Annotated in this window: 20 protein-coding genes and 2 pseudogenes; 13 read left to right on the forward strand and 9 right to left on the reverse strand. The window is 70.0% G+C overall.

Translation table 11 applies throughout. The features are described 5' to 3' along the window. Positions 1–68 precede the first annotated feature (68 nt). Complete coding sequence (locus AB0H84_RS47755; RefSeq protein ID WP_357620069.1) at positions 69–3,323, reverse strand: efflux RND transporter permease subunit; 3,255 nt, start codon at positions 3,321–3,323, stop codon at positions 69–71. Positions 3,324–3,482: 159 nt separating this feature from the next. Between AB0H84_RS47755 and AB0H84_RS47760 the strand changes: the two genes are divergently transcribed. Beyond that, positions 3,483–3,875: a MarR family transcriptional regulator gene (locus AB0H84_RS47760; RefSeq protein ID WP_357620071.1), complete on the forward strand. Its 393-nt coding sequence runs from the start codon at positions 3,483–3,485 to the stop codon at positions 3,873–3,875. Positions 3,876–3,970: 95 nt separating this feature from the next. On the opposite strand, the gene AB0H84_RS47765 is transcribed toward AB0H84_RS47760, so the two are convergent. Next, the gene (locus tag AB0H84_RS47765) at positions 3,971–6,256 is read right to left on the reverse strand and encodes an ATP-binding domain-containing protein (RefSeq protein WP_357620073.1); all 2,286 of its coding nucleotides are present in this window, start codon (positions 6,254–6,256) and stop codon (positions 3,971–3,973) included. A 184-nt stretch (positions 6,257–6,440) separates the two neighbouring features. Between AB0H84_RS47765 and AB0H84_RS47770 the strand changes: the two genes are divergently transcribed. Continuing rightward, positions 6,441–6,791 carry a DUF2809 domain-containing protein gene (locus AB0H84_RS47770; protein WP_357620075.1) on the forward strand — a complete coding sequence of 117 codons (351 nt, stop codon included), beginning with the start codon at positions 6,441–6,443 and terminating at the stop codon, positions 6,789–6,791. 143 nt (positions 6,792–6,934) lie between these two features. Here AB0H84_RS47770 and AB0H84_RS47775 read toward each other — a convergent pair whose 3' ends face one another. Both AB0H84_RS47775 and AB0H84_RS47780 read right to left on the reverse strand, forming a co-directional pair. Further along, a complete protein-coding gene (locus AB0H84_RS47775) occupies positions 6,935–8,911 on the reverse strand; it encodes a hypothetical protein (protein WP_357620077.1) in 1,977 nt (658 codons plus the stop codon). Between the two features lie 274 nt (positions 8,912–9,185). After that, positions 9,186–11,039: a PHB depolymerase family esterase gene (locus AB0H84_RS47780; protein WP_357620079.1), complete on the reverse strand. Its 1,854-nt coding sequence runs from the start codon at positions 11,037–11,039 to the stop codon at positions 9,186–9,188. 244 nt (positions 11,040–11,283) lie between these two features. Between AB0H84_RS47780 and AB0H84_RS47785 the strand changes: the two genes are divergently transcribed. Then, positions 11,284–11,802 (forward strand): MarR family transcriptional regulator, encoded by a 519-nt coding sequence (locus AB0H84_RS47785; RefSeq protein ID WP_357620081.1) that lies wholly within the window; start codon positions 11,284–11,286, stop codon positions 11,800–11,802. 269 nt (positions 11,803–12,071) lie between these two features. Here AB0H84_RS47785 and AB0H84_RS47790 read toward each other — a convergent pair. Then, a pseudogene (locus AB0H84_RS47790) lies at positions 12,072–12,540 on the reverse strand (ArsI/CadI family heavy metal resistance metalloenzyme). Here AB0H84_RS47790 and AB0H84_RS47795 point away from each other — a divergent pair. After that, positions 12,534–12,917 (forward strand): annotated as a pseudogene (locus AB0H84_RS47795) (N-acetyltransferase family protein); the annotation flags it as partial. The pseudogenes AB0H84_RS47790 and AB0H84_RS47795 sit on opposite strands and share 7 nt — an antisense overlap. A 391-nt stretch (positions 12,918–13,308) precedes the next feature. On the opposite strand, the gene AB0H84_RS47800 reads toward AB0H84_RS47795, so the two are convergent. Further along, entirely contained in the window at positions 13,309–14,223 is a 915-nt protein-coding gene (locus tag AB0H84_RS47800; protein ID WP_357620083.1) for an NAD(P)-dependent oxidoreductase, read from the reverse strand. Between the two features lie 38 nt (positions 14,224–14,261). Between AB0H84_RS47800 and AB0H84_RS47805 the strand changes: the two genes are divergently transcribed. From AB0H84_RS47805 to AB0H84_RS47835, 7 genes are all read left to right on the forward strand, one after another. Next, a complete protein-coding gene (locus AB0H84_RS47805) occupies positions 14,262–14,840 on the forward strand; it encodes a TetR/AcrR family transcriptional regulator (RefSeq protein ID WP_357620085.1) in 579 nt (192 codons plus the stop codon). A 249-nt stretch (positions 14,841–15,089) separates the two neighbouring features. Then, positions 15,090–15,767, forward strand: a complete 678-nt coding sequence (locus AB0H84_RS47810) for a carbonic anhydrase (RefSeq protein WP_357620087.1) — start codon at positions 15,090–15,092, stop codon at positions 15,765–15,767. Positions 15,768–15,818: 51 nt separating this feature from the next. After that, a complete protein-coding gene (locus AB0H84_RS47815) occupies positions 15,819–16,004 on the forward strand; it encodes a hypothetical protein (protein WP_357620089.1) in 186 nt (61 codons plus the stop codon). 387 nt (positions 16,005–16,391) lie between these two features. Next, the gene (locus AB0H84_RS47820) at positions 16,392–16,991 is read left to right on the forward strand and encodes a TetR/AcrR family transcriptional regulator (protein WP_357620091.1); all 600 of its coding nucleotides are present in this window, start codon (positions 16,392–16,394) and stop codon (positions 16,989–16,991) included. Further along, positions 16,982–17,470 carry a cupin domain-containing protein gene (locus AB0H84_RS47825; RefSeq protein ID WP_357620093.1) on the forward strand — a complete coding sequence of 163 codons (489 nt, stop codon included), beginning with the start codon at positions 16,982–16,984 and terminating at the stop codon, positions 17,468–17,470. The genes AB0H84_RS47820 and AB0H84_RS47825 overlap by 10 nt, the downstream gene beginning before the upstream one ends. Positions 17,471–17,500: 30 nt before the next feature. Further along, positions 17,501–17,935, forward strand: a complete 435-nt coding sequence (locus AB0H84_RS47830) for a DUF4267 domain-containing protein (RefSeq protein ID WP_357620095.1) — start codon at positions 17,501–17,503, stop codon at positions 17,933–17,935. A gap of 313 nt (positions 17,936–18,248) precedes the next feature. Further along, positions 18,249–18,683, forward strand: coding sequence for a DUF4267 domain-containing protein (locus tag AB0H84_RS47835; protein WP_357620097.1), 435 nt, complete (start codon positions 18,249–18,251; stop codon positions 18,681–18,683). Here the strand turns inward: AB0H84_RS47835 and AB0H84_RS47840 are convergent. Next, the gene (locus AB0H84_RS47840) at positions 18,661–19,062 is read right to left on the reverse strand and encodes a nuclear transport factor 2 family protein (RefSeq protein ID WP_357620099.1); all 402 of its coding nucleotides are present in this window, start codon (positions 19,060–19,062) and stop codon (positions 18,661–18,663) included. The two genes, AB0H84_RS47835 and AB0H84_RS47840, sit on opposite strands and share 23 nt — an antisense overlap. 53 nt (positions 19,063–19,115) lie before the next feature. On the opposite strand from AB0H84_RS47840, the gene AB0H84_RS47845 reads away from it, so the two are divergent. Both AB0H84_RS47845 and AB0H84_RS47850 read left to right on the forward strand, forming a co-directional pair. Next, positions 19,116–19,670: a TetR family transcriptional regulator gene (locus AB0H84_RS47845; RefSeq protein WP_357620101.1), complete on the forward strand. Its 555-nt coding sequence runs from the start codon at positions 19,116–19,118 to the stop codon at positions 19,668–19,670. 46 nt (positions 19,671–19,716) lie between these two features. Then, positions 19,717–20,478: an SDR family oxidoreductase gene (locus tag AB0H84_RS47850; RefSeq protein ID WP_357620103.1), complete on the forward strand. Its 762-nt coding sequence runs from the start codon at positions 19,717–19,719 to the stop codon at positions 20,476–20,478. Positions 20,479–20,520: 42 nt separating this feature from the next. Here the strand turns inward: AB0H84_RS47850 and AB0H84_RS47855 are convergent, their stop codons facing one another. Further along, on the reverse strand, positions 20,521–20,991 hold the full coding sequence (locus tag AB0H84_RS47855; protein WP_357620105.1) for a pyridoxamine 5'-phosphate oxidase family protein: 471 nt from the start codon (positions 20,989–20,991) through the stop codon (positions 20,521–20,523). 81 nt (positions 20,992–21,072) lie between these two features. After that, positions 21,073–21,414, reverse strand: a complete 342-nt coding sequence (locus AB0H84_RS47860; protein WP_357620107.1) for a VOC family protein — start codon at positions 21,412–21,414, stop codon at positions 21,073–21,075. Positions 21,415–21,449: the final 35 nt, after the last annotated feature.

Below are 21,449 nucleotides of genomic sequence, written 5' to 3' on the forward strand. Positions count from 1 at the left end.
GACCCTGACGCGCCCGCCCGGCGCCGGGCGGGCCGTGCGGGCGCTTCAGCAGACCCGGCAGGAGGCGGTCAGGAAGCCGGGGTGAGGACCTTCTCCTCCTGCTTCGGCTCGGCCGGCTTGCGCCGCATCCGCTCCTTGGCCCGCTCCACCATCGTGTAGAGCGTCGGAACGAGGACCAAGGTGAGCAGCGTCGAGCTGATCAGACCGCCGATCACCACGATGGCCAGCGGCTGCGAGATGAACCCGCCCGACCCGGTCACCCCCAGCGCCATCGGCGTCAGCGCGCAGATCGTGGCCACCGCCGTCATCAGGATCGGCCGCAACCTGCGCCGGCCGCCCTCGATGACCGCCTCCACCACGCCCAAGCCCTGCTCGCGGTACTGGTTGATCAGGTCGATCAGCACGATCGCGTTCGTCACCACGATCCCGATCAGCATCAGCATGCCGATCAGCGCCGGCACGCCCAGCGCCGTGCCGGTTCCCACCAGCAGCCCGACCGCGCCCGTGGCAGCGAACGGGATCGACACCAGCAAGATCAGCGGCTGCACGAAGCTGCGGAACGTCGCCACCATGATCAGGAAGACGATCGCGATCGCCGCCAGCATCGCCAGCCCCAGATCGGAGAACGCATCCGCCTGCTGCGCCGACGCGCCGCCGATCTTGTAAGTGGCGCCCCCGGTCAGCGCGAGCCCGTTCAGCTTCGTCGTCAGCGCCTGCGTCACGCTGCCCAGGTTCCCCGCGTCGGCCGCCTTGCCCGACACCGTCGCCGAACGCTCACCGTCGATCCGCGTCACCTGCGTCGGCCCGGCCACCTGCCGCACGTCCGCCACCGACGACAGCTTCACCATCCCGGACGCCGTCGCCAGCTTCAGATCCTTGATCGCCTTGATGTCGTCCGGCGCGTCCGCGCCACGCAGCACCAGGTCGCTCGCGCGGCCGTCCAACGTGATCTGGCCCAGCGGCGCGCCGCGGAACGCCTGCGCCACCGACTGCCCCACCTGCGCCTCGCTCAGCCCGCGCTCGGCCGCCTTCTCCCGGTCCACCGCGACCTCGACCCGCGGCGCGCTGGCCTCCAGGTTGGAGGCCACATCACGCAGCCCCGGCACCGCGCCCATCGCGGTCTTGACCGTGTCGGCCGCCGTACGCAGCGTCTCGGCGTCCGGCGCCTGCACGACCACGTCGATCGTGTCGGAGGAGAAACCGCCCCCGCCGGCACCGCCCACGGTGACCTCGCCGACGCCCGACAGCTCCTTGACGCGGTCGCGCAGCACCTGCTGCACCTTGTCCGCGTCGGCCCCCTCCTTGATCGTCACCGAGTACGACGCCCGGTCCGCGCCGCCGCCGACCGCGCCACCCTGCATCGCGTTGCCGCCACCCACGTTCACCTGGTACGTCTGCACCCCGTCCAGGTCCTTCAGCACGCCCTCCACCTTCTGGGCGGCCTTGTCGGTGGTCGCCAGGTCCGTGCCGACCGGCATCTTCTGCGACAGGGAGATCGTGTTCTGGCCCGAGGAGTCCAGGAAGTTCGTCTGCAACCCGCCCGCCAGGCCCATCGTGGCGACGAACACCGCCACCCCGATCAGCACCGTCGTCAGCTTGAACCGGGTCGCGAACCGCAGCACCGGCAGGTACGCCCGCTGCAACGGCGAGCGCAGCTCCTTGGCCTCGGCCTCCTCACGCTGCCTGCGCGCCTCCTCCGGCGTCAGCTCCGGCGCCTTCAGGAACCAGTACGCCAGCACCGGCACCACCGTCAGCGACACCACCAGCGAGGCCAGCAGCGCCACCGCCACCGTGATCGCGAACGGGCTGAACAGCTCGCCCACCATGCCGCCCACGACCGCGATCGGCGCGAACACCGCCACCGTCGTCAGCGTCGAGGCCGTCACCGCCCCCGACACCTCGCGCACCGCCGCCAGGATCGCCTGCAGCTTGGCCTCGCCGTAGCCGAGATGCCGCTTGATGTTCTCCAGCACCACGATCGAGTCGTCCACCACCCGGCCCACCGCGATCGTCAGCGCGCCCAGCGTCAGCATGTTCAGCGAGTAGTCGCCGGCCCACAGCACGATCAGCGCGATCACCACCGACAGCGGGATCGACACCGCCGTCACCAGCGTCGAACGCACCGACAGCAGGAACACCAGGATGACCAGCACCGCGAACGCCAGCCCCAGCAGGCCCTCGGTCGTCAGGCTCCGGATCGACTCCTCCACGTACGGCGCCTGGTCGAACACCACCGACACCGCCGTGTCCGAGCCGTCGCCCAGCGCCTTGGTCAGGTCCGGCAGCTTCGCCTGGATGTCGTGCGAGATCGACACCGCGTTGCCGTCGGGCGTCATCGTCACCGACACGCCCAGGCTCGACCTGCCGTCCGTACGGGTGATCGTCGTCGCGTCCGCCAGCCCCCGCTTGATCTCCGCGACGTCACCCAGCTTCACCGGCTTGAGCGGCTTCGGCTTGACCTGCTGCTGCTGCGCGAGGGCCGCCTGGCTCGGCTGACCCTGACCCGGCCGCGCCGTCTGCCCGGTCGGGGGCCGCGCCTGGGACTGGGCCTGCTGCTGGCCCTGCTGCTGGGGGAGCGCCGCCGGCTGGGCCGGGGTCAGATACAGGTCCTTCAGCTTGGCCACCGAGTCGACCCGCGCGCCCACCTGCACCGTCAGCGACTTGCCGTCAGAGGTCAGCGTGCCCGCCGGGATCGGCGTGCCGTTCGCCCGCAGCACGTCGGGGATCTGCGAGGCCGACACCCCGGCCGCCGCCATCTTCTTGGCGTCGGGCTCGATCGTCACCACCTCGTCGCGGGTGCCGGTGACCTGAGCCTCCCGTACGCCCTCCACGCCCTGCAGCTCCGGCACCACGATCCGGCGCAGCTTGTCGGCCATCGCCCGCTCGTCGCCGCCGTCGCCCACCGCCAGCACCACCACCGGGATGTCGTCGGTGTTGCCCGCGACCACCTGCGGATCCACTCCGTCCGGGAGGGTGACCCTGCTGATGGCCTGCTGCATCTTGTTCAGCGACGACTCGACGTCGGTGCCGTACTCGAAGGCCACCTGGATCTGCGCCAGGCCCTCCTTCGACGTCGAGGTCATCTGCTCCATCCCGGCCAGGCCCTGGAAGGAGTCCTCGATCGGCTTGGTGACCTGGTCCTCGACGATCTCCGGCGAGGCGCCGGGGAACGACGCGACCACGAACGCGCCGGGAAAGCTCAAAGACGGCAGCAACTGCTGTTTCAACTGCGGGATCGTGAACGCGCCGAACGCGCTGATCACGACCGCGACCAAAATCACAAGGCTGCGGTTGAGCAGACTCAACCGGGCGAATGCGGTCATAGGCGTCCCCTCCAAGAGTACGGCCCAGACTAACACTTTGCCTCGAACGAATATTTAGACAGATTGAGCTTTCCTGATAACCTTCTCAGGAAGCGAGAGGTGAGCGTGAGCGACGAACGCGAAGACTTGATCCACAAGATCAGCGAAACACAGCGTGGCATGGGGCGACTGTTCGCCCAGCACCAATCCCCCCTGTTCTCCTCCAACCTCACCATGCGACAGCTCCACGTCGTCATGCTCCTGTCCCTCAACGGCTCCGCCTCAGGACAGGACCTCGCCCACCACCTCGGCGTCAGCCTCGGCACCGTCACCGGCATCGTCGACCGCCTCGTCGCCCAGGGCCTCGCCACCCGGCACGAGGACCCCCAGGACCGCCGCGTCCGCCGCGTCGAGCTCTCCCCGGCAGGCACCGCCCTGATCGAGGAGATCAACAACGCCGGTTTCGAGCACTACCGCCGCATCCTCGACCACCTGGACACCGAGACCCTCCGCTCCCTCGAGCACGTCACCCGCACCATCCGCGCGGTGGCCGACAAGCTCTACAACACCTGACGTCCGGCGGCGCAGGGGCTCGGTGCAGGGGCTCGGCGCAACGCGCACGACACCGAGCCCCCTGCCATGTGTCGAGAAGAACCGGTCCGGCGCCTTTACGTTGTAGATTCCGTAGCCAGCCGGGACAGCACCTGCGGCAGGTCCCCCTCGTACACCACCGTCAGCCGCCGCGTCGCCCGCGTCACCGCCACGTACAGATCCTGGCCCCCCATCGGCGACTGCCCCAGGATGCCCGCCGGATCGACCACCACGACCGCGTCGAACTCCAGCCCCTTGGCCTGCCCCACCGTCAGCGCCACCACCGGCGCGTCCAGGTCCCCACCGGGGAAGAGCGCGGACACCTCCGCATGGCGGGCGTCGGCGGAAACGACACCCACCCGGCCCTCGCCGATCAAGGCCAGCTCCTCGGCCACCAGGCCCGGCAGCCCGGACAGCGGCATGCGCACCGCGCGCGGCAGCGCGCCGCCCTCGCGTACCGACTCCGGCGGCTCCTGGTCCGGCGCGAACGCCCGCAGCACGTCCGCCGCCACCGCCATGATCTCCACCGGCGTGCGGTAGTTGACCAGCAGCCGCTCCACGCGCCAGCGCCCCGCCAGGAACGGGTCCAGCATCTCCCCCCACGAGCGCGCGCCCGCCGCCGACCCGGTCTGCGCCAGGTCGCCCACCACGGTCAGCGACTTCGCCGGCACCCGCCGCATGATCATCCGCCAGGCCATCGGCGACAGCTCCTGCGCCTCGTCCACGATCACATGCCCGTACGCCCACGTCCGGTCCGCCGCCGCCCGGTCGGCCGTCGTCAGCTCCGGCCCGTCGTCGGCGTGCCGCTCGGCCAGCACGTCGGCGCGGCCGAAGATGCCCTCCTCCAGCACGCCGGTCACCTGCAGCACCTCCCGCGCGTACAGCTGCTGCTCGGCCTGCTCCCGCGAGGCCCGCCTGGCCGCCACCCGGCGGGCGGAGTCGTCCTCGCCCAGCAGCTCGGCCGCCTCGTCCAGCAGCGGCACGTCCCCGACCGTCCACCCGGCCTCCGGCGGGCGCAGCAGTTCGTGCCAGTCCAGGCCCGAGGGGGCCACGGCCCACAGCGTGTCGAACGACGACAGCAGCTCGGAGATCAGCCGCTGCGGCGTCAGCTCCGGCCACAGCTCGTCCACGGCCCGCCGTACCTCCGGCTCGCCCCACAGCCGCCGCGAGGCCAGCTCCAGATCCAGCTCGTCCAGATCGCCCTCCAGGTCGAGCGGCTGCGACAGCTCCGGCTCGTCCTCGATGACCAGCTCCTCGATGTGCAGCGACTCCTCCAGGGCCCGCGCCTCGGCCTTGGCCAGTTCCTTGAGCAGCTCGGTGACGTACAGCTTGCGGGCCATGTTGTGCGGCAGGCGCACCGCCCGCGCCCGCTCGCGCAGCCGCAGGCACGTCTCGCGGGGGACCCGCAGGCTCAGCCCGTCCAGCTCGACCACGAGGTCGCCCCGAGGCACTCCCTGGCGCAGCTCCAGGGCGCGGGCGACCACTTCCGCCATCCGCACGTCGCCCTTGACCACCGCCGCCGCCGGCGTGTCGGCCGCGCTCACCCGCACCCCCGGGAACATCTCCCCCACCGTGGTCATCACCACCTGCGTCTCCCCCAGCGCCGGCAGCACCTGGCTGATGTAGCGCAGGAACATCGGGTTGGGCCCCACCACCAGCACGCCGCGCCGCTCGAGGGTGTCGCGGTGGGTGTAAAGCAGGTACGCCGCCCGGTGCAGCGCCGCCACCGTCTTGCCGGTGCCCGGCCCGCCCTGCACCACCAGCGCCCCCTGCAGCGAGGAGCGGATGACCCGGTCCTGCTCGGTCTGGATGGTGGCCACCACGTCGCCCATCCGGCCCGTCCTGCCCCGCCGCAGCGCCGCCAGCAGTGCCGCCTCGCCCACGAGCGTGCGCCGGTCGCCGTCGCTCATCCGCTCCAGGTCGAACACCTCGTCGTCGATGCCGACCACCGTGCGGTCCTTCAGATGCAGGTGCCTGCGGCGCACCAGCCCGCCCGGGTCGGTGGCCGTGGCCACGTAGAACGGCCGCGCGGCGGGGGCCCGCCAGTCGATCAGGACCGACTCGTGATCCTCGTCGCGCAGCCCGATCCTGCCGATGTACGTGCCGGCGCCCGAGGCGTCGTCGATGCGGCCGAAGCACAGGCCGCGCTCTACCGCGCTCAGCTGGGCCAGCCTCCTGGCGTGCTCCGAGGCCAGCGCCTCGCGCTCGACCATCGCCTGGCGGGTGCCGCCGGCCCTGGTGTACACCTCGCGCAGCGCCGCCTGCGCCCGCTCCCTGGCGACGTCGAGCCTGCCGTACAGCCACGACACGGTGCGCTGTTCGCTGTCAAGGGCTTCCGCGAGACCATCTTGACGATTAGTCATTCGGTGGTATACTCCTATACGGAAGTGGTGTGGAGTTCTGCTCTTGAAAATGGGGCATTCGAGCTTAACCCCGCGCGAGGCCGCGCGCAAACGATCGGCTCATCGACGTTCTCGACCGCTTGGCCGGTCTGCGGCCACTTCTCCGGCTCGGACACCTCACCGCGTCTGGCGGTAGCGTGATCGGATGTCCCGCTTCCCCATTCTCTGCGTGGCCATCCTGACCGTCGCGGCCGGCTTGGGGGTGCGCGCGCTGTTCGACGGCCCCGTGTCGAAGTACGCGGGCGATGCCCTCTACACCGTGCTGATCTACACGCTCGTGGCGCTGATCCTCCCCAGGATCAGGCCCTGGGTGGCGGCGGCGCTGGCGGCCGGGGCGAGCTGGATGATCGAGTTCGCCCAGCTCGGGGAGATCCCGGCGGTGCTGCGGCCGCTGCTGGGCAGCACGTTCAACCCGCCCGACCTCTTCTGGTACGCGGTGGGCGCCGCGGCGGCCTGGGCCGCGCACACGCTCTGGCTGCGCAGATATGACACGTGATGTGGTCGATCAGCTGGTGCCGCTCCGCGGCAGGGTGGTCAGCTGGACGCGCCGGACTCACCCGCCCGTTCTGCGGCCGCCGGCCGCACCGTGACGGTGGGAGCCGCCGGACCTCATGCGTCCGGCGGCTCCTGTTCAGTGGTCTATGCCCACTCTTCGTCCGTGACCTCGGTGACGTCGTCATTCATGTGGATGCTGGGCTTGCACGGGTCCGGCTCGGACGGCTGGACCTTGTTGAACTGGATCCAGATGAGGTTGATGGCCACGCGCAGCCGTCCCCCGCTCACCTGGGACGTTGTGGCCTGCATGGTCCATCCGCCCGATACTCCGCTGCCCGGGTCCGCCTCCGTGAGCTTGCAGGGATCTCCGGTGGGCGCGTTCGTGGCGCCGCCCCCGCCACCCTCGCCCGTACCGGGACCAGTACCCGGGCCGGTGCCCGGACCAGTACCGGGACCTGTGCCGGGGCCGGTGCCGGGGCCGGTGCCTGGGCCGGTGCCGCCTGGGCCGCCGCCACCCGGGCTGCCACCTCCCGGCGCAGTGCTGCCGCCGCCGTTCTCGGTGGAGCCGCCGGTGTAGACCGGGTAGGTCGCCGGGATCCAGCTGTACGTCGGGTCGCTGCCACCGCCTGGACCGCTGCCGCCGCCGACCACCGGAGCTCCGGGAATCGGGGGCAGCGGGACCGGGTTGGTCACGATCTCGACGGGGAACTTGAGTTCGCCGTCCTGGCCGATGAAATGACACACGCTGTCGATGTGGGTCCCCTCGCACATCTTGTCCAGGTGAGTGCTTGCCCATTCCTCGAGGGCCTGGTCTGCGGCCTCATCCTGGGCGAAGGCCTGCGGATGGGTGAGGATGAGGTCGAAGCGGGGCCCGTTGGGATAGTACTGGGGAAACTCGCGGCCCATGAAGGTGGCCAGCGCCTGCCCGATCGCCACGGCGCCCACCTGGTTGGGGTGGAAGCTCTCCTGAAGCGCCTTGAACTTGTTCTTCAGAAGCAGGTTCGTCCGGCTCCTCACGCCGTTGAAGTAGGAGTCCGGCTGGCCGAGCTCGTGACCGGCCACCACGCTGGTGCCGTTCGGTCCGGCCGTGTTCGGGTCGAACACATGGACCTTGATGTCGGGGAATCTGGCGCGGAACCGCTGGACCGCGTCCATGATCGCCTTGTTCACCGCGACGGCGAACGGATACATCTCGTCCAGGGCTGTCGCGGTGATGTACTTCGTGTTGGGGTTACCTGATGGTTTGACGCCCAAGGGGTAGAGCGCCACGACGATCTCCGCGTGCGTCGAGTTCAGGGGGTTCACGACCAGGTTCACGTCCACCAGAGCCTGTTCGACGTTCGCCGAGACCTGCGGCATGTTCTTCAGCAGCCGGTGCACCTCGGCGTGGACCGCCTGCGTCTGCTTCCTGCGCCGCTCATTGATGTCGTCGGAGTTCAACCGGTCGATGAGGTTCGACTGGAGCGCGGTGGCCATCAGCGACCCGAAGCCGGCATCGTTGCCGCCGAGCCCGAAATAGACGATGTCGCTGCCCTCAAGACCCTGGAGCTGCGGCGGGTTCCGGAATTTGAGGCATTGATCATCGGGCACCTCCACGTCGTCGCACTGCGATCGCTTGAGGTGCTTGGTCTCGGCCCCGGACGAGGCGTTGAAGACCAACCGATCGCTGCCCCAGGTGAGGTGGAACTCGGGCGGCCGGATCGTGATCGGTGTGAGGTTGTACTTGCCTGCTTCCAGGTAGTTGAAGGCCAGATGAAGCGGCGCGTACGGAGACCGATGCCCGAAGTTCTCCGTGCCGTCCGGGTTCTTCTCGTAGTCGTTCTCCGGGTCGACGCTCGCCCCTTCACCACTCGAGAAGCTGTCGCCGACCCCGCCCACCTTGACGTTCGGCGGCGGGACCGTCGGCGGGACGGTCGGCGGAACGGTGGGCTGAGGGGGGATGCTGGTGGGAGGTGGCGCGGGGAACGTCGGGACGGGCTTGAACGTCGACTTGGGCGGGGGCGGAGCGACGACAGGCGGCCCTGCGAAAGCCGGAGCACTGGCGAACACGGTCGCGACGAGGGCGGCCACGAGCCCGATGAGGCTCAGCCGCCAGCGACGTAACCGGAGGGGAGGTCGCATGGACAAGCCTTCCTGTTGGCGGGATCTTGCCGCCTGCATCATCCGGCACCAGGCGACCGCTAGCATCGGGTGCTCGCCACCCGACCACCCCGACATCCGGCCTACCGGCGCGACCGCCCGCTCGCGCCGGTGGATGCTCCACGCGAGCGGGCCGTGGCGCTCACGTTGGCGCAGGTCGGCGAGGAAACGATGCATGTGCTCGGCCCCCATCCCTTGATCACGGCCCGGTCCCGCCTGTCAATGACGGGCCGTGATCAGGGAAGCGCGCTGACGGTCAGGCGCAGGTGTAGCCGGACGGCAGGGCGGTGTTGCCGTTGGGCCTGCTGGCTTGGAAGCCGAAGTTGGTGGTGCTGGCTCCCGGCGCGAGCGTGCCGTTGTGGCTGACACTTCTGACGGTGACGGTCTGGCCGCTGGTGGTGACGGTGGCGTTCCACGAGCCGGTCAGGGTGTGCCCGGCCGGCAGGGTGAAGGTGACGGTCCAGCTGGTGATCGTCGAGGTGCTGGTGTTGGTGATGGTCAGCGGCTGGATCACATACCCGTTCCCCCACTGGGACTGCACGGTCGGGGTGGCCGAGCAGGCACCGGTCGTGCCTCCCTGAGTGGTGATCTGGACGGTGTTGGAGACCGGTGAGGTGTTGCCGGCGGCATCGCGCGCCCGGACCTGGTAGCGGTAGGTGGTGTTCGCCGTCAGGTCCGTGTCGGTGAACGAGGTCGTGGCCGAGGTGCCGACCTGGGTGAACGTGCCGCCCGTCGCGCCGGGAGCGCGCAGGATGTCATAGCCGGTCACGCCGGTGTCGTCAGTGGAGGCCGTCCAGGTCAGGCTGGTGCCGGTGGTGGTGGTGCCCGAGGCGGTGAGCCCGGCCGGGGCGGTCGGCGGTGTGGTGTCGCCTCCGGTGGCGGCCGTGGTGAAGGTGGCCGGCGCGGAGTTGCCCGACAGGTTGCCGGCGCCGTCACGCGCCCGTACGTACACCTCGTATTGGGTGTTGGCACTCAGCCCGGTCAGGGTGATCGAGGTGGTGGTGGACTGGCCGAGCTGCGGGTCGGTGGCGCCCTGCTCCCGGTAGACGTTGTAGCCGGCCAAGCCGGAGCCGCCCTGGTCTGTGGACGCGGTCCAGGTCAGCGTGGCACTGGTGGCCGTCACGTTGGACGCGACCGGGGTGCCTGGCGTGGTCGGCGGCGTGGTGTCGGTCTGACTGGTGGTCAAGCCGAAGAACTCGATGGCGTAGCGGGCCATGCCGCTCTGCGGAAGAACATGCCCGGCGCCCTGGATGCTGTACGCCTCCACCTGCACGGTGCCGGACTGATTGGCGTACCGGCTGCGGGTCCAGCCTGCCTGCGGGGTGTCGGTGCTGGTCGGGGTCTGGCTCAGCCCGAACACATTGGTCCACTGCTCGATCGACTCACGCAGCAGCGAGTAGGGCACGAGGGTGTCGCTGGTGCCGTGCCACAGCTGCATGCGCGGGCGGGGGCCGGAATATCCCGGGTACGCCTGGCGGACCGCATCGCCCCACTGCTGGGGTGTCCGGTCCATGCTCCCGCCGGTGCACCTGCTGCTTCCGGGCGGGTAGTCGGAGGCGCCGGCGAAGCAGTTGAAGGGCACGCCCATGAAGGAGGCCCCTGCCTTGAACAGGTCCGGGTAGACGGCGAGCATGTGCTGGGTCATCATGCCGCCGGACGAGCTTCCCGTGGCGTAGACCCGGTTCGGGTCTCCCTGATAGTTCCGCTCGACATAGTCGATCATTGAGACGATCGAGACCGGATCGCTGCCGCCGCCGCGCTTCTTGGCCGCGTCGGACCAGGTGTCGAAGCAGTTGCCGAACCCTGCCGACTGGGTGGCGGTCGGGTAGATGACGATGAAGCCGTATCGATCCGCCAGCGAGGCGAACTCACTGCCCTGGTAGAAGCCGGGACCGGAGCCGCCGCAGCCATGCATCGCGACCACGATCGCCGGCGAGGCCGGGTGCGAGTCCGGCACGTAGACGTGCATCCGCATGTTGCCCGGGTTGTTGCCGAAGCTGGTCACCTCCACCAGAGTGGCGGCGACGGCCGGCGATCCGAGTACCACGGTCATGACGGCAAAGAGCGCCGCGGCGCAGGCACCAGCCAGCACCGTGGTCAATCGTGTCATTCGCGCTCCTCCTCTCCATATCCGCGGCGCGTCGCGGATCGGTCCGCCGCGTATTGACATCGGTCGCTGGAAAATAGAAGGTCCGCAATCCACCGTCAATGCGCGCTTGGTGCGCGGGTCCGCCAGTTGACCTGGCAGAGAGCCGTTTCCCCTGGTTATCAAGCAACTTGTTATCAAGGTCCTTGATAACGCGGTGAGAAACTTACATGAGGCCCGTTCTGACGGGGCGCGATATCGTCTCCTGGTGACCGATCCGGGTGTCCCCGCGGCCGCTGCGCCGGACGCACCGCCGCCCCGTGTGAGCTACCTGGTGTTCCGGCTGGAACGCCGCATCCGCGCTTGCCTGGACGACGCGCTCGCCCGCCACGGCATCACGACCACCGAGTACATGGCGCTCAGCGAGCTGCGCCTGCGCGACGCCCCATCCTCGGCCGACCTGGCCCGCATCGCCTTCGTCACCCCGCAGGCGATGAACCTGGTCATCCGCGATCTCGAACAGCGCGGCCTGATCCGCCGCGACCCGCATCCCCGTGGCGGTCGCGCTCTGCGCACCCGTCTTACCCCGAAAGGCCTGAGCACCCTGCGGCGATGCGACCGCTCCCTCGACAGCATCGAAGCCGTCATGCTCGCCGAGATCGACGACCCGGACCGCATGACACTCGCGGAAACGCTCACGCTGTGCGCCCAAGCCCTCCACCCAGACACGCGGGCCCTGACCCCAGTCCTTCGCTCGCAGAAACCACCACCGTCGTCCTGGCCATAGTGTGCTCCGCGGCCGGCCACGGACCACAAGCCGCAGCCGGCACCTTGGGGGCGTCAGCAGTCGTGCAGGCGCGTGCGGCTGGAGGTTCGTGGTCTCAGAATCGACCACCTGGGGGTCACTTGCGGGATGCCTATTCGCAAGGGGTCTTTTCGGCTACGCGTTGCCGGTCGTGGATCCGTGGCGATCGCGGCGTAGGCCGCGCGAGGTCACCCAATGTGCTTGTTACCGGCAAGCATCCGCCCTGACGCCTGACTCTGCTTAGCCGCTGGTCAGCAGCAGCCGGCGCCTGCGGCGGCCGGTGCGTTCTGCCCGTCTGCCCGGTCGGCGGTCGGGCCGCAGGCGCACGGTGCGGCGGGGGCGGCGGCCGGATCGGTGGCGGCGGACCTGCCGAGGGTGTCGGCGTCGGCCTTGACCACGTAGACCTCCCAGGGTTCGGCACCCGGGCCGCGCACCCACACCTTGTCCTGCAGGGCGTAGCAGCAGGAGGTGTCGTTCTCGGCGAATGTCGCCAGGCCGGTTGAGCCGCTCGGTGGCGGCGTTGACGTCGTCGGTGCGGGAGACCTCGACGCCGAGGTGGTCCATGACGGTCTCCTGGCCCTGCTCCCCCTTCAGGAGCACGAGCTTGAGCGGGGGCTCGGCGATGGCGAAGTTGGCATAGCCGGGGCGGCGCTTGGCCGGTTCGACGCCGAACAGCTTGGCGTAGAAGGCGATCCAGCCTTCCAGGTCGCCGACGCGCAGGGCGCGACGCCGCCAAGCTGCCCGCGCACCGCCACGTCGCCCTCGACCACGCCGGGCAGGTGGTCGGCTGGGTCGCGGCCACCGCGGTGTCCGATCGGTGCGTCTACGCCGGCGTCGTGGAGCACTCCGTCTACGTCCATCCTCGGGCCCGGGGCCGCGGCGCCGGCACGGCCCTGCTCGGCGCTCTGATCGCCTCGACCGAGGCCTCCGGGATCTGGACGATCCAGTCCGGGATCTTCCCCGAGAACACCGCCAGCCTCGCCCTGCACGCCCGCGCGGGGTTCCGCGTCATCGGCACCCGCGAGCGGATCGGCCGCCACCATGGCGTGTGGCGTGACGTCGTCCTCATCGAACGACGCAGTCCCCAGATCTCCTGACAGGGCCGCCGCCTCCGCACGTGCTCCGTGCACGGGGTACTTCTCCGACGCCGGGCGCGTCTCGGGCAGCGCGATTTGTATCACCTTGTACGAGTACGAAGTCCATGTCACATGCGGTGACGGCCTCTCGTGCGTCTCGTTCCCCGAAACTTTGGGCTACGCCTACTTCACCTGCAGCGGCCATGGCTCCCACCAGCACGCCGAACCCTGCGTACTCCTCTCACAGCACCGGGCTCTCCACGTGTCGAACGGTGGCCAGCCGCTGGATGTGGCGGTCGCCGGCGTCGGGGTCCGGGGGTGGCGATGCTGCCCTCGGTAGCGGTGTCGGGTCGCCTTCACCCTGGCCGCGCCGGTGAGTTCCATCTCGCCACCGCGATTGGCCGTCGCCCGCCTACCGGACCGTGGCCCGGATCGTCGCTGCCGTACGCTCCTCGATCGCGCGGATCACCGCCACCATGTCGGTGCCGCCGAGCCCCAAGGCGGCGCTCTCGCCGTACAGGGTGTGGCAGACGTCAAGCAGCGGCGAGGCGATCCCTGCCGCGCGCGCCGCCTCGGCGATCCGCCGGCAGTTGTTGTCCAGGACGTCGGAGATCGCGGCCTGTACGGCGAAGTCCCGGTCGACCAGCTTGGCCGCCTTCGTCTGGGACACGCTGCTCGCCATGGGCCCGGCGTCGAGCACGCTCACGAACCGCCGCAGGTCGAGGCCATGACGGTCGGCGAAATGGGCCGCCTCGGCCAGGCCGGTGACCATGGTGATCAGGAACAGGTTGACCGAAAGCTTCATGAGCAGCGCGTTGGGGACCGGCCCGCACCCGATCGTCTCGTGACACATCGAGCGGAGCAGCGGAAGTACGTCCTCCGTGCCGGGCGGCTCGCCGGCCACCATCGCCACGAGCTGCCCGGCCTCGGCCGGCTTACGTGAGCCCGAGACCGGCGCCTCCACATAGGCGCCGCCGGCGGCGCGGATGTCGGCTTCCAGCGCGCGTGAGTATTCCGGTGAGGTTGTCCCCATGTGGACGATCGCGTGCCGCGCGACGTACGTCTCGAACATGGGGGTGCCCCGGCCCAGGACGACGTCGATCGCCGTGTCGTTGGCCAGCATGAGGATCACGGTGCGCGCCTGCTCGAACACCTCGCTGGGGCGGGCCGCCACCTTCGCGCCTGCCGCGCGCAGCGGCTCGCTCCTGGCTGGCGAGCGGTTCCAGACGACGATCTTCATCCCCGCGCGCGCCAGGTTGAGCGCCATGGGCTGCCCCATGACGCCGAGGCCGATGAAACCCGCGTCCATGACCACCTCCGCCGCCATCGTACTATGACAAGCGTCATGAAGGGAGCAGTGGTCAGATGGCGCACGGTCCGAGAGAGCGCATGGTCTACAGCGCGGCGCAGCTGCTGCGCACGCGGGGGGTGACAGGAACCGGCATCCGGGACGTGGTCGAGCACGCGGGCGCGCCGCGGGGGTCGTTCCAGCACTACTTTCCCGGCGGCAAGGACCAGCTCGTCGGCGAGGCCCTGCTCTGGGCCGCCGGCTTCGCGGCCGAGCGGGTCGCCTCCTACGCGGGCACCGCCGCCGACCCGTCACCGGCCGGGCTCTTCGCCCACATGGTGGAGCAGTGGAAGGCCGAGTTCTCGGCGCGGGGCTACGAGCGCGGCTGCCCTGTGATGGCCACGGTCGCCGACCTGGCGGGCGAGGAGTCCGCGGTCAACGAGCAGGTACGTGCCGCGCTCGGGCGGTGGGAGCGCGCGGTGGCCGCCGAGCTGGTGCGGCTGGGCGTGCCCGGGGAGCGCGCGGGCGCGGTGGCGACGCTGATGATCGGCGCCCTGGAAGGCGCGATCATGTTCGCCAGGGTCCGTAGGAACGTCGCTCCGCTGGACGCCGTGGTCGCCGAACTATCGCCCTTGCTGGACTCGTACCGGACCTGATGGCCGGGCCCTCCCAACGGCGCCCGCGATGATGCAGCCGTCCTCGGCCATGCCGTCGACGCCCTCGCGCCGCCGGGGGACGGCTGAGCGCCACCCCGCGCGCCCCGCCGCCCGCGCCGGCGGGTCTTCCCGCCGTACGCCACGTGTGCTGGAGCACTGGGCGCTGGCGTGGCGGAGATCACGTGGTGGAGCTGCTCGTATATCCCGATTTATCAGCGAAGACGGCCGGGCAACTCGCATACTCGACCCATGCGAGAAAAGATCTTCAACCGCCGCGCCCTCCTCCAGACCGCCGGGCTGGCCGCCGGTGGTCTGCTGTTAGGCACCGGCACGGCGTACGCCGCCACGTCCAGCATCACGCCGGACCAGGCGTGGGCCATGCTGCGGGAGGGCAACAAGCGCTGGGTCTCCGGCGATGCGACCCACCCCCACCAGGACTCCGACCGGCGCACCGAGGTCGCGCAGAAGCAGGAGCCGTACGCGGTGGTCGTATCGTGCATCGACTCCCGCGTGGCGCCCGAGCTGGTCTTCGACACCGGGATCGGCGACCTGCTGACCGTGCGCAGCGCCGCCCAGACGGTCGACTCGCTCGTCGAGGGCGCCATCGAGTACGGCCCGGTCGAGCTCGCCACACCGCTCATCGTGGTGCTCGGCCACCAGCGGTGCGGAGCGGTGACGGCGGCCGCGCACGCCATCCACGACCACACCAAGCTCCCGGGCCACCTGCAGAACATCGTCGACGTCCTGCGCCCCGCCTACCGGCACACCCACGGCGACGTGGACAAGATGATCAAGTACAACACCACGGACGTCGTCGCCAAGCTCAAGGCCGACAAGCTCCTCGCCCCCCGCATCGCGCGCAAGCAGCTCAAGATCGTGGGCGCGTACTACTCCCTCGACACCGGCGAGGTCACCCGCCTCGTCTAGAAGCACGGCGTCGCGCGCCATCGCCCGCACCGGGGCGGTGGCGCGCGGCAGGTGCGACGACTGCGCCGCCGTCCTGAAGGACGGCGAAAACTTGGCGGCCGACCGGCGCCGGTCAGCCGGACCACGCCGCCGCGGGCGATCAGCAAGCTGCCCCTCGGCCCGCCCGAGCACACCGTGGCCGGGCGGCCGCTCATGGAGGCGCCGCGCACGCGGACCATGGCCCTCATCATCGTCTGACCGGCCCTTCGGCGCCTGCGGCGATTCCATGGACCCTCTCGCGATGGGGTAGAGCGACCTCGACGAGCTCCGCGCCGTCACATTGGCTCGCTTCAACCGGGTCCAGAGCCCCTCCGCTCCCGGACATGTCCCCTGGCCGCCAGGCACGGGAGCGGGAGGAGCCAGCCCGCGCAGAACAGAAGCTCGGCGATGGCCGTGCCCTGTCACGACGGCGTGCCACCCAACCACTCGATCCGATCATGATCAACCGGGACGGGCACCTGAACGCAAGCCAGTGCGGGTCGCGGCAGTCGGCCACCCATCAGAATACGAAACTGGTGTTGCGTAATTGCCTGAGGCAGCTGTACTCTCTATTTCGCTACCTCGGTATCGGAATGGGAGGGCATGATGACACCTCGCGGACGCCCGCGTGACACGCAGGTGGACGAGCGTGTGCTGCGCATCGCCGCCGACTTGATCTTCGAGCGCGGCTACACAGGCCTCTCCATCGACGAGGTGGCCGAGCAGGCGGGTGTGGCCAAGACCACGCTGTACCGCCGCTGGCCGACCAAGGACCACTTGGCCGTCGCGGTGGTGGCACGGCTGCAGGCCGACCACGAGATCGACGAGACCGGCGACATCCGAGCCGACCTCGTCAACAATCTGGACAAGATCGCCGCCGCGCTCAACCGCATGCGCGCGGCAGGCGGCCGCGAAGGCCCGTCCGCGGGGGTCGCCGGCGAGCTCGTGGCTGCCGCGGCCAGGCACGACGACATCGGCAAGCTGGCCCGCGAGCAGTACGCCGAGCGCAACGCCCTCGGGCTCGCCCTGATCGAGCGGGCACGCGTGCGCGGCGAGCTGCGTGCCGACCTGGACGCCGAGGCGCTGTTCGACCAGCTGGCCGGCGCCCTCTACTACCGAGTGCTGATCACAGGGGCGCCGGTCGACCGAGCCTACGTAGAACGGCTCGTGTCCTCCGCGCTCGAAGGGAACCTGACATGTCAATGATCGTAGAAACGGCCATCGTCCGCGAGATCGACGCCGAGACCATCATCTCGCCCACAGCCACCGGACGACTGCTGCTCGACTCCAGCGACACCGGTGGCGCGCTGAGCACCATCAGGATGACGCTCGCCGAAGGCGCGGACGGCGCCGTACCTCACCACCACGCCACCTCGACCGAGCTGTTCTACATCTTGGAAGGCAAGGCGCGCGTCCTGTCGGGCGAGGAGATCGTGACATTGGAGGCGGGCGACGTGGCGGCCGTGCCCCCGCTGATGCCCCACGCCTTCGCCGCCGCCCCCGGCCACACCGCCGACCTGCTCATCATCGTCGCCCCCGGCATCCAGCGCTTCGAGTACTTCCGCCTGCTCGACCGCCTGCGCAGGGGCGAGGCCACCCTCGAGGAACTGCTGGCCTCCCAGGACTTGTACGACAACCACTTCCTCGACAGCCCTGCCTGGACACGCGACCGCCAGGCGTCCTGACCCCCCAACCAGCATTGAGGGAGATCCTTGATGTCCGCAAAGCTGCCATCTCGTACCACGATCGGTACTGTTCCCGCTTTCGTCGGCGCCCTGTTCATCGGCTATGTCGGGGTGAATTATCTGCTGGCTCCCCAATCCATGGCGCCCAACTTCGGCCTACCGAGCTGGCCGCATGGCGAGGGTGCGGGATTCCTTGCCGTCAAGGGAGCCCGGGACCTGGCGTCCGGCCTGGTGATTCTCACGGTGCTGATGACAGGCAAGCGCCGCGTCCTGGGGTGGGTCATGCTGGCCACGGCGCTCACCCCGATCTGCGACATGTTGATCGTGCTGCTCTCCGGCGGAGAGCCCGCAACCGCCTTCGGCGTGCACGGCGCCACTGCCGCGGCAGTCATCCTTGCCGGCGGCCTCCTGCTCAGCGGTTCCCGCGTTGCGCCGCCTGTAGCGCTCGCGGTCGAAAGCCGATAGGCACCCGCCCGCTCGGCCACCTGAGCCGCCGCTCCTGTCCCGGGTCGATCCGGAGGCGGACATCGTCCTGCGCATGCAGGACCAGCACGAGCGCGCTGAGACCACGCTCAACAGGACCCCTCGACGACGAGGCGGCCACCCTCCTTCCGCTCGCCACCGAGCACATCACCGAAGAGGAACGGGCCTCCCTGAGTGACCACCTGGTGCCACCACGCCCAACCTCACCCTGCTCACCCTCTTCAGCCGCGTCCGCGCCGCCTGACCAGGCCCCATACGGCTCACCAAGTTTCACAAAGACTCGCAAGGAGGAACCATGTCACTGAAGAAGATCAACACTGTCCTTGCCGCCGCCTTCATCCTCTTCATCCTCTGGTTCGGGTCGGAGTACATCCTGACCCCGGAGACGACGGCGCCGGGCCTCGGCCTGCCGAGCTGGCCGTCCGGCGACGGCGGCGGCTTCCTGATCATCAAGGGAATCCGCGACGTCGTCCTGGCCCTGGCGCTGGGCATCCTGCTGGTGACGGGCCACCGCCGGGCGCTGGGCTGGGTGCTGCTGGTGGAGGCCCTCGCCGCGTACGGCGACATGACCACCGTGCTGGCCCACCACGGCTCCGTGGCCGCCGCGTTCGGCATCCACGGCCTGACCGCGACGCTGATGGTGGTCAACGGCCTGCTGCTGATGCGTGAGACCCGCAAGGTGGCGGCCGCTCCGGCGAGCCCGCCGCTTACGGGTGCAGGACCTTCATGAGGGGCAGCGGGTTGATGTAGTCGCGATAGGACACGACCTGCCCCTCCCGCACCCGGAAGACCGCCAGCGGTCGCTGCTCGAACGGCTCCCCGGTGGCGGTGACCGTGCCGTGCGCCACGTACTCGACGATGACCACCCCCGGGTCGAGCGTCTCGTGGAACACCACGTCGGTGTACTCGTGGAAAGTGATCAGGTGCCTGTTGGCGGCCAGGAAGGCCCCGATCGCCTCTCTGCCGCGCAGCTCTCCCGGTACGCCGTCAGGGCGGTACGGCCATTCGATCACCCCATCGGGGGCCATGAGCTCCAGGAACCGCTCGTGGTCGCCCGCGAGACCGGCCCGCATGATGTCTTCCACCACTTTCGTTGAACGCATGTTCATTGAATGAGCGTATAACGAAATGGCGGCTCGTTCAACGCTCGTACAATGAGACGATGACCGAGCAGCCCCGCCGCACCCGCGCACAGCAACGCCGCGACACCGAGGCCCGGATCCTGACCGCGGCCCGCGAGACGTTCGCCGGGCTGGGCTACGAGCGCACGACGATCCGCGCGGTCGCCGCCGCGGCCGGGGTCAACGCGGGCCTGGTGATGCATTACTTCGGGTCGAAAGAGGAGCTGTTCGCCCGCGCGGCCCGCCTCTCATCCCACGAGCTGCCGCCGGGCGACCCTGCCGAGGCCCTGCTCGCCGTGCTGCGCGAGCGCCTCGACGGGGAGCCCGTCGCGTCGCTGGTGCTGCTGCGCTCGATGCTCACGCACGCCGAAGCGGCCGACGGGCTCCGCGAGGCGGCGAGCGAGTGGCTGGAGCGGATCGAGGCGGCCGTCCCGGCCGGCGACGCCGACCTGCGCGCGGGGCTGATCGGCGCGATCATGATGGGCGTGGTCGTCGATCGCTACCTGCTCAAGCTCAGCTCGCTGGCCGAAGCGCCCGCCGACGACATCCTCGCCCTGCTGCGCCCGTGTTTCGAGAGCCTGGTCGGCGCCCGGTAGGGACTCACGCGGGGCTCCGGAGCGTGGGGTGCTAGCTTGTCCGTCCATGTCTGACTATCTGCGGGGACTGTTCTCCCTCGACGGCCGGCGCGCCCTGGTGACCGGCGGCAGCTCCGGCATCGGGTACGCCATCGCCGAGGCGATCGGCAGGGCCGGGGCCGAGGTCGTGCTGGTGGCCCGCAGGCAGGCCGAGCTCGACAAGGCCGTCACCCGGCTGCGCGAGCACGGCGTCACCGCCTCCCGTATCAGCGCCGACCTCGCCGACCGCGACGACATCCGCCGCGTGTGCGCCGCGGCCGGCGACATCGACATCCTCGTCAACGACGCCGGCAACAACATCCGCAAGCCCATGGCCGAGCTCACCGCCGAGGACTACGAGCGCACCATCGCCGTCAACCTCACCGCCCCCTACCTCCTCGGGCAGCACTTCGGCCCGCGCATGGCCGCCCGGGGCTGGGGCCGCATCATCAACCTCGGCTCCCAGCAGTCCATCAGCGCCTTCGGCGACAGCGGCGCGTACGGCGCCGCCAAGGCCGCCGTCGCCGGGCTGACCCGCTCCCAGGCCGAGGCCTGGTCGGCCGACGGCGTGTGCGTCAACACGATCATCCCCGGCTTCGTGCTGACCCCGCTCACCGAGCCCGCCCAGGCCATCCCCGGCCGCGTCGAAGCGCTCGCCGCCCGCCACATGGTCGGACGCAACGGCGTGCCGGAGGACTTCGCGGGCGCGGCGGTGTTCCTGGCCGGCGACGCCTCGGCCTTCGTCACCGGCCAGATGCTCTTCGTGGACGGCGGCTTCTCCGTCCACTGACGTCCTTGCGGAAACTCGGGCCGAGCGCCTTTACTTTGTAGATTACTTGCGGCGGAGCTCCCGCACCCCCGCCCCCTCGTGCCAGGCGGTCATGACGACCTCGTCGCCCTCGACCCGCGTCCACACCACCTCCGTCAGCTCGATCCGGAACAGGTGCGACTCCGCGCTGGGCAGGCCGAACGACTCCCGCACCGCCTCGTCGGTCACCTCGACGGCCCGTCCGGCCAGCTTCACGTCGCCCTCCCATGCCGACGGATCGGACTCCGCGGGCTCGGGAGAGGCGACGTGGATCGCCATGCGCGGATCCCGCCGCAGGTCGTAGGCCTTGACCGCCCGGGGCATCGACCCCGTCCAGAGCTCACCGTCCCTGAACATGGTCTCGATGCCGCTGACCCGGGGTGAGCCGTCCTTGCGCGAGGTCGCCAGCACCCGGTGCTTGCACGTGCCCATCACCCGCCGCGCCGCCGCGGCCAGCTCCGGCGCCTGCCCCTCGAACTCCTGCCATGAAGCCATGGCGACATCCTGGCCGACGCCACCGACAGAAACCCAGGAGGCGGCTCACGATTCCCGCGCCGGGGCCCGGCGTACGGAGAATCAGCCGAAAGCCGGCACAGGCTCCCAGATGCTGATCCGCGTCCCCTGGTCGTCGGTGCAGGAGCAGCCGCGCCCCGACTTGCTGTCGTACACCGCGCCGGTGCTGCCGCCCAGCTCCCGCACCCGCTCGACGGCCGCGTCGAGGTCGGTGACGTGGTAGTAGAGGTTCGGCTGCGAGGAGGGCCCGTCGGAGACGAAGCCCATCGGCACGGCCGTGTTCGTGACGTGCAGGTACGTCTCGTGCTCGCGCTTGAACTCCCAGCCGAACAGCGCCCCGTAGAAGGCGGCCGCCCGGTCCAGGTCCGCCACGGACAGCGTGTAGTACCCCAGCTCGGCACTCATGTACAGACCTCCGCAATAATTGTCGCTATCGTTAA

It is taken from the genome of Nonomuraea sp. NPDC050786, assembly GCF_040654115.1.
Classification (GTDB): domain Bacteria; phylum Actinomycetota; class Actinomycetes; order Streptosporangiales; family Streptosporangiaceae; genus Nonomuraea.

What these genes read in the sequence shown, in the direction of transcription:
- AB0H84_RS47755 (WP_357620069.1), bottom strand. Translation starts at nt 3,323, where the DNA reads ATGACCGCATTCGCCCGGTTGAGTCTGCTCAACCGCAGCCTTGTGATT.
- AB0H84_RS47760 (WP_357620071.1), top strand. Translation starts at nt 3,483, where the DNA reads ATGGGGCGACTGTTCGCCCAGCACCAATCCCCCCTGTTCTCCTCCAAC.
- AB0H84_RS47765 (WP_357620073.1), bottom strand. Translation starts at nt 6,256, where the DNA reads ATGACTAATCGTCAAGATGGTCTCGCGGAAGCCCTTGACAGCGAACAG.
- AB0H84_RS47770 (WP_357620075.1), top strand. Translation starts at nt 6,441, where the DNA reads ATGTCCCGCTTCCCCATTCTCTGCGTGGCCATCCTGACCGTCGCGGCC.
- AB0H84_RS47775 (WP_357620077.1), bottom strand. Translation starts at nt 8,911, where the DNA reads ATGCGACCTCCCCTCCGGTTACGTCGCTGGCGGCTGAGCCTCATCGGG.
- AB0H84_RS47780 (WP_357620079.1), bottom strand. Translation starts at nt 11,039, where the DNA reads ATGACACGATTGACCACGGTGCTGGCTGGTGCCTGCGCCGCGGCGCTC.
- AB0H84_RS47800 (WP_357620083.1), bottom strand. Translation starts at nt 14,223, where the DNA reads ATGGCGGCGGAGGTGGTCATGGACGCGGGTTTCATCGGCCTCGGCGTC.
- AB0H84_RS47805 (WP_357620085.1), top strand. Translation starts at nt 14,262, where the DNA reads ATGGCGCACGGTCCGAGAGAGCGCATGGTCTACAGCGCGGCGCAGCTG.
- AB0H84_RS47810 (WP_357620087.1), top strand. Translation starts at nt 15,090, where the DNA reads ATGCGAGAAAAGATCTTCAACCGCCGCGCCCTCCTCCAGACCGCCGGG.
- AB0H84_RS47820 (WP_357620091.1), top strand. Translation starts at nt 16,392, where the DNA reads ATGACACCTCGCGGACGCCCGCGTGACACGCAGGTGGACGAGCGTGTG.
- AB0H84_RS47825 (WP_357620093.1), top strand. Translation starts at nt 16,982, where the DNA reads ATGTCAATGATCGTAGAAACGGCCATCGTCCGCGAGATCGACGCCGAG.
- AB0H84_RS47830 (WP_357620095.1), top strand. Translation starts at nt 17,501, where the DNA reads ATGTCCGCAAAGCTGCCATCTCGTACCACGATCGGTACTGTTCCCGCT.
- AB0H84_RS47835 (WP_357620097.1), top strand. Translation starts at nt 18,249, where the DNA reads ATGTCACTGAAGAAGATCAACACTGTCCTTGCCGCCGCCTTCATCCTC.
- AB0H84_RS47840 (WP_357620099.1), bottom strand. Translation starts at nt 19,062, where the DNA reads ATGAACATGCGTTCAACGAAAGTGGTGGAAGACATCATGCGGGCCGGT.
- AB0H84_RS47845 (WP_357620101.1), top strand. Translation starts at nt 19,116, where the DNA reads ATGACCGAGCAGCCCCGCCGCACCCGCGCACAGCAACGCCGCGACACC.
- AB0H84_RS47850 (WP_357620103.1), top strand. Translation starts at nt 19,717, where the DNA reads ATGTCTGACTATCTGCGGGGACTGTTCTCCCTCGACGGCCGGCGCGCC.
- AB0H84_RS47855 (WP_357620105.1), bottom strand. Translation starts at nt 20,991, where the DNA reads ATGGCTTCATGGCAGGAGTTCGAGGGGCAGGCGCCGGAGCTGGCCGCG.
- AB0H84_RS47860 (WP_357620107.1), bottom strand. Translation starts at nt 21,414, where the DNA reads ATGAGTGCCGAGCTGGGGTACTACACGCTGTCCGTGGCGGACCTGGAC.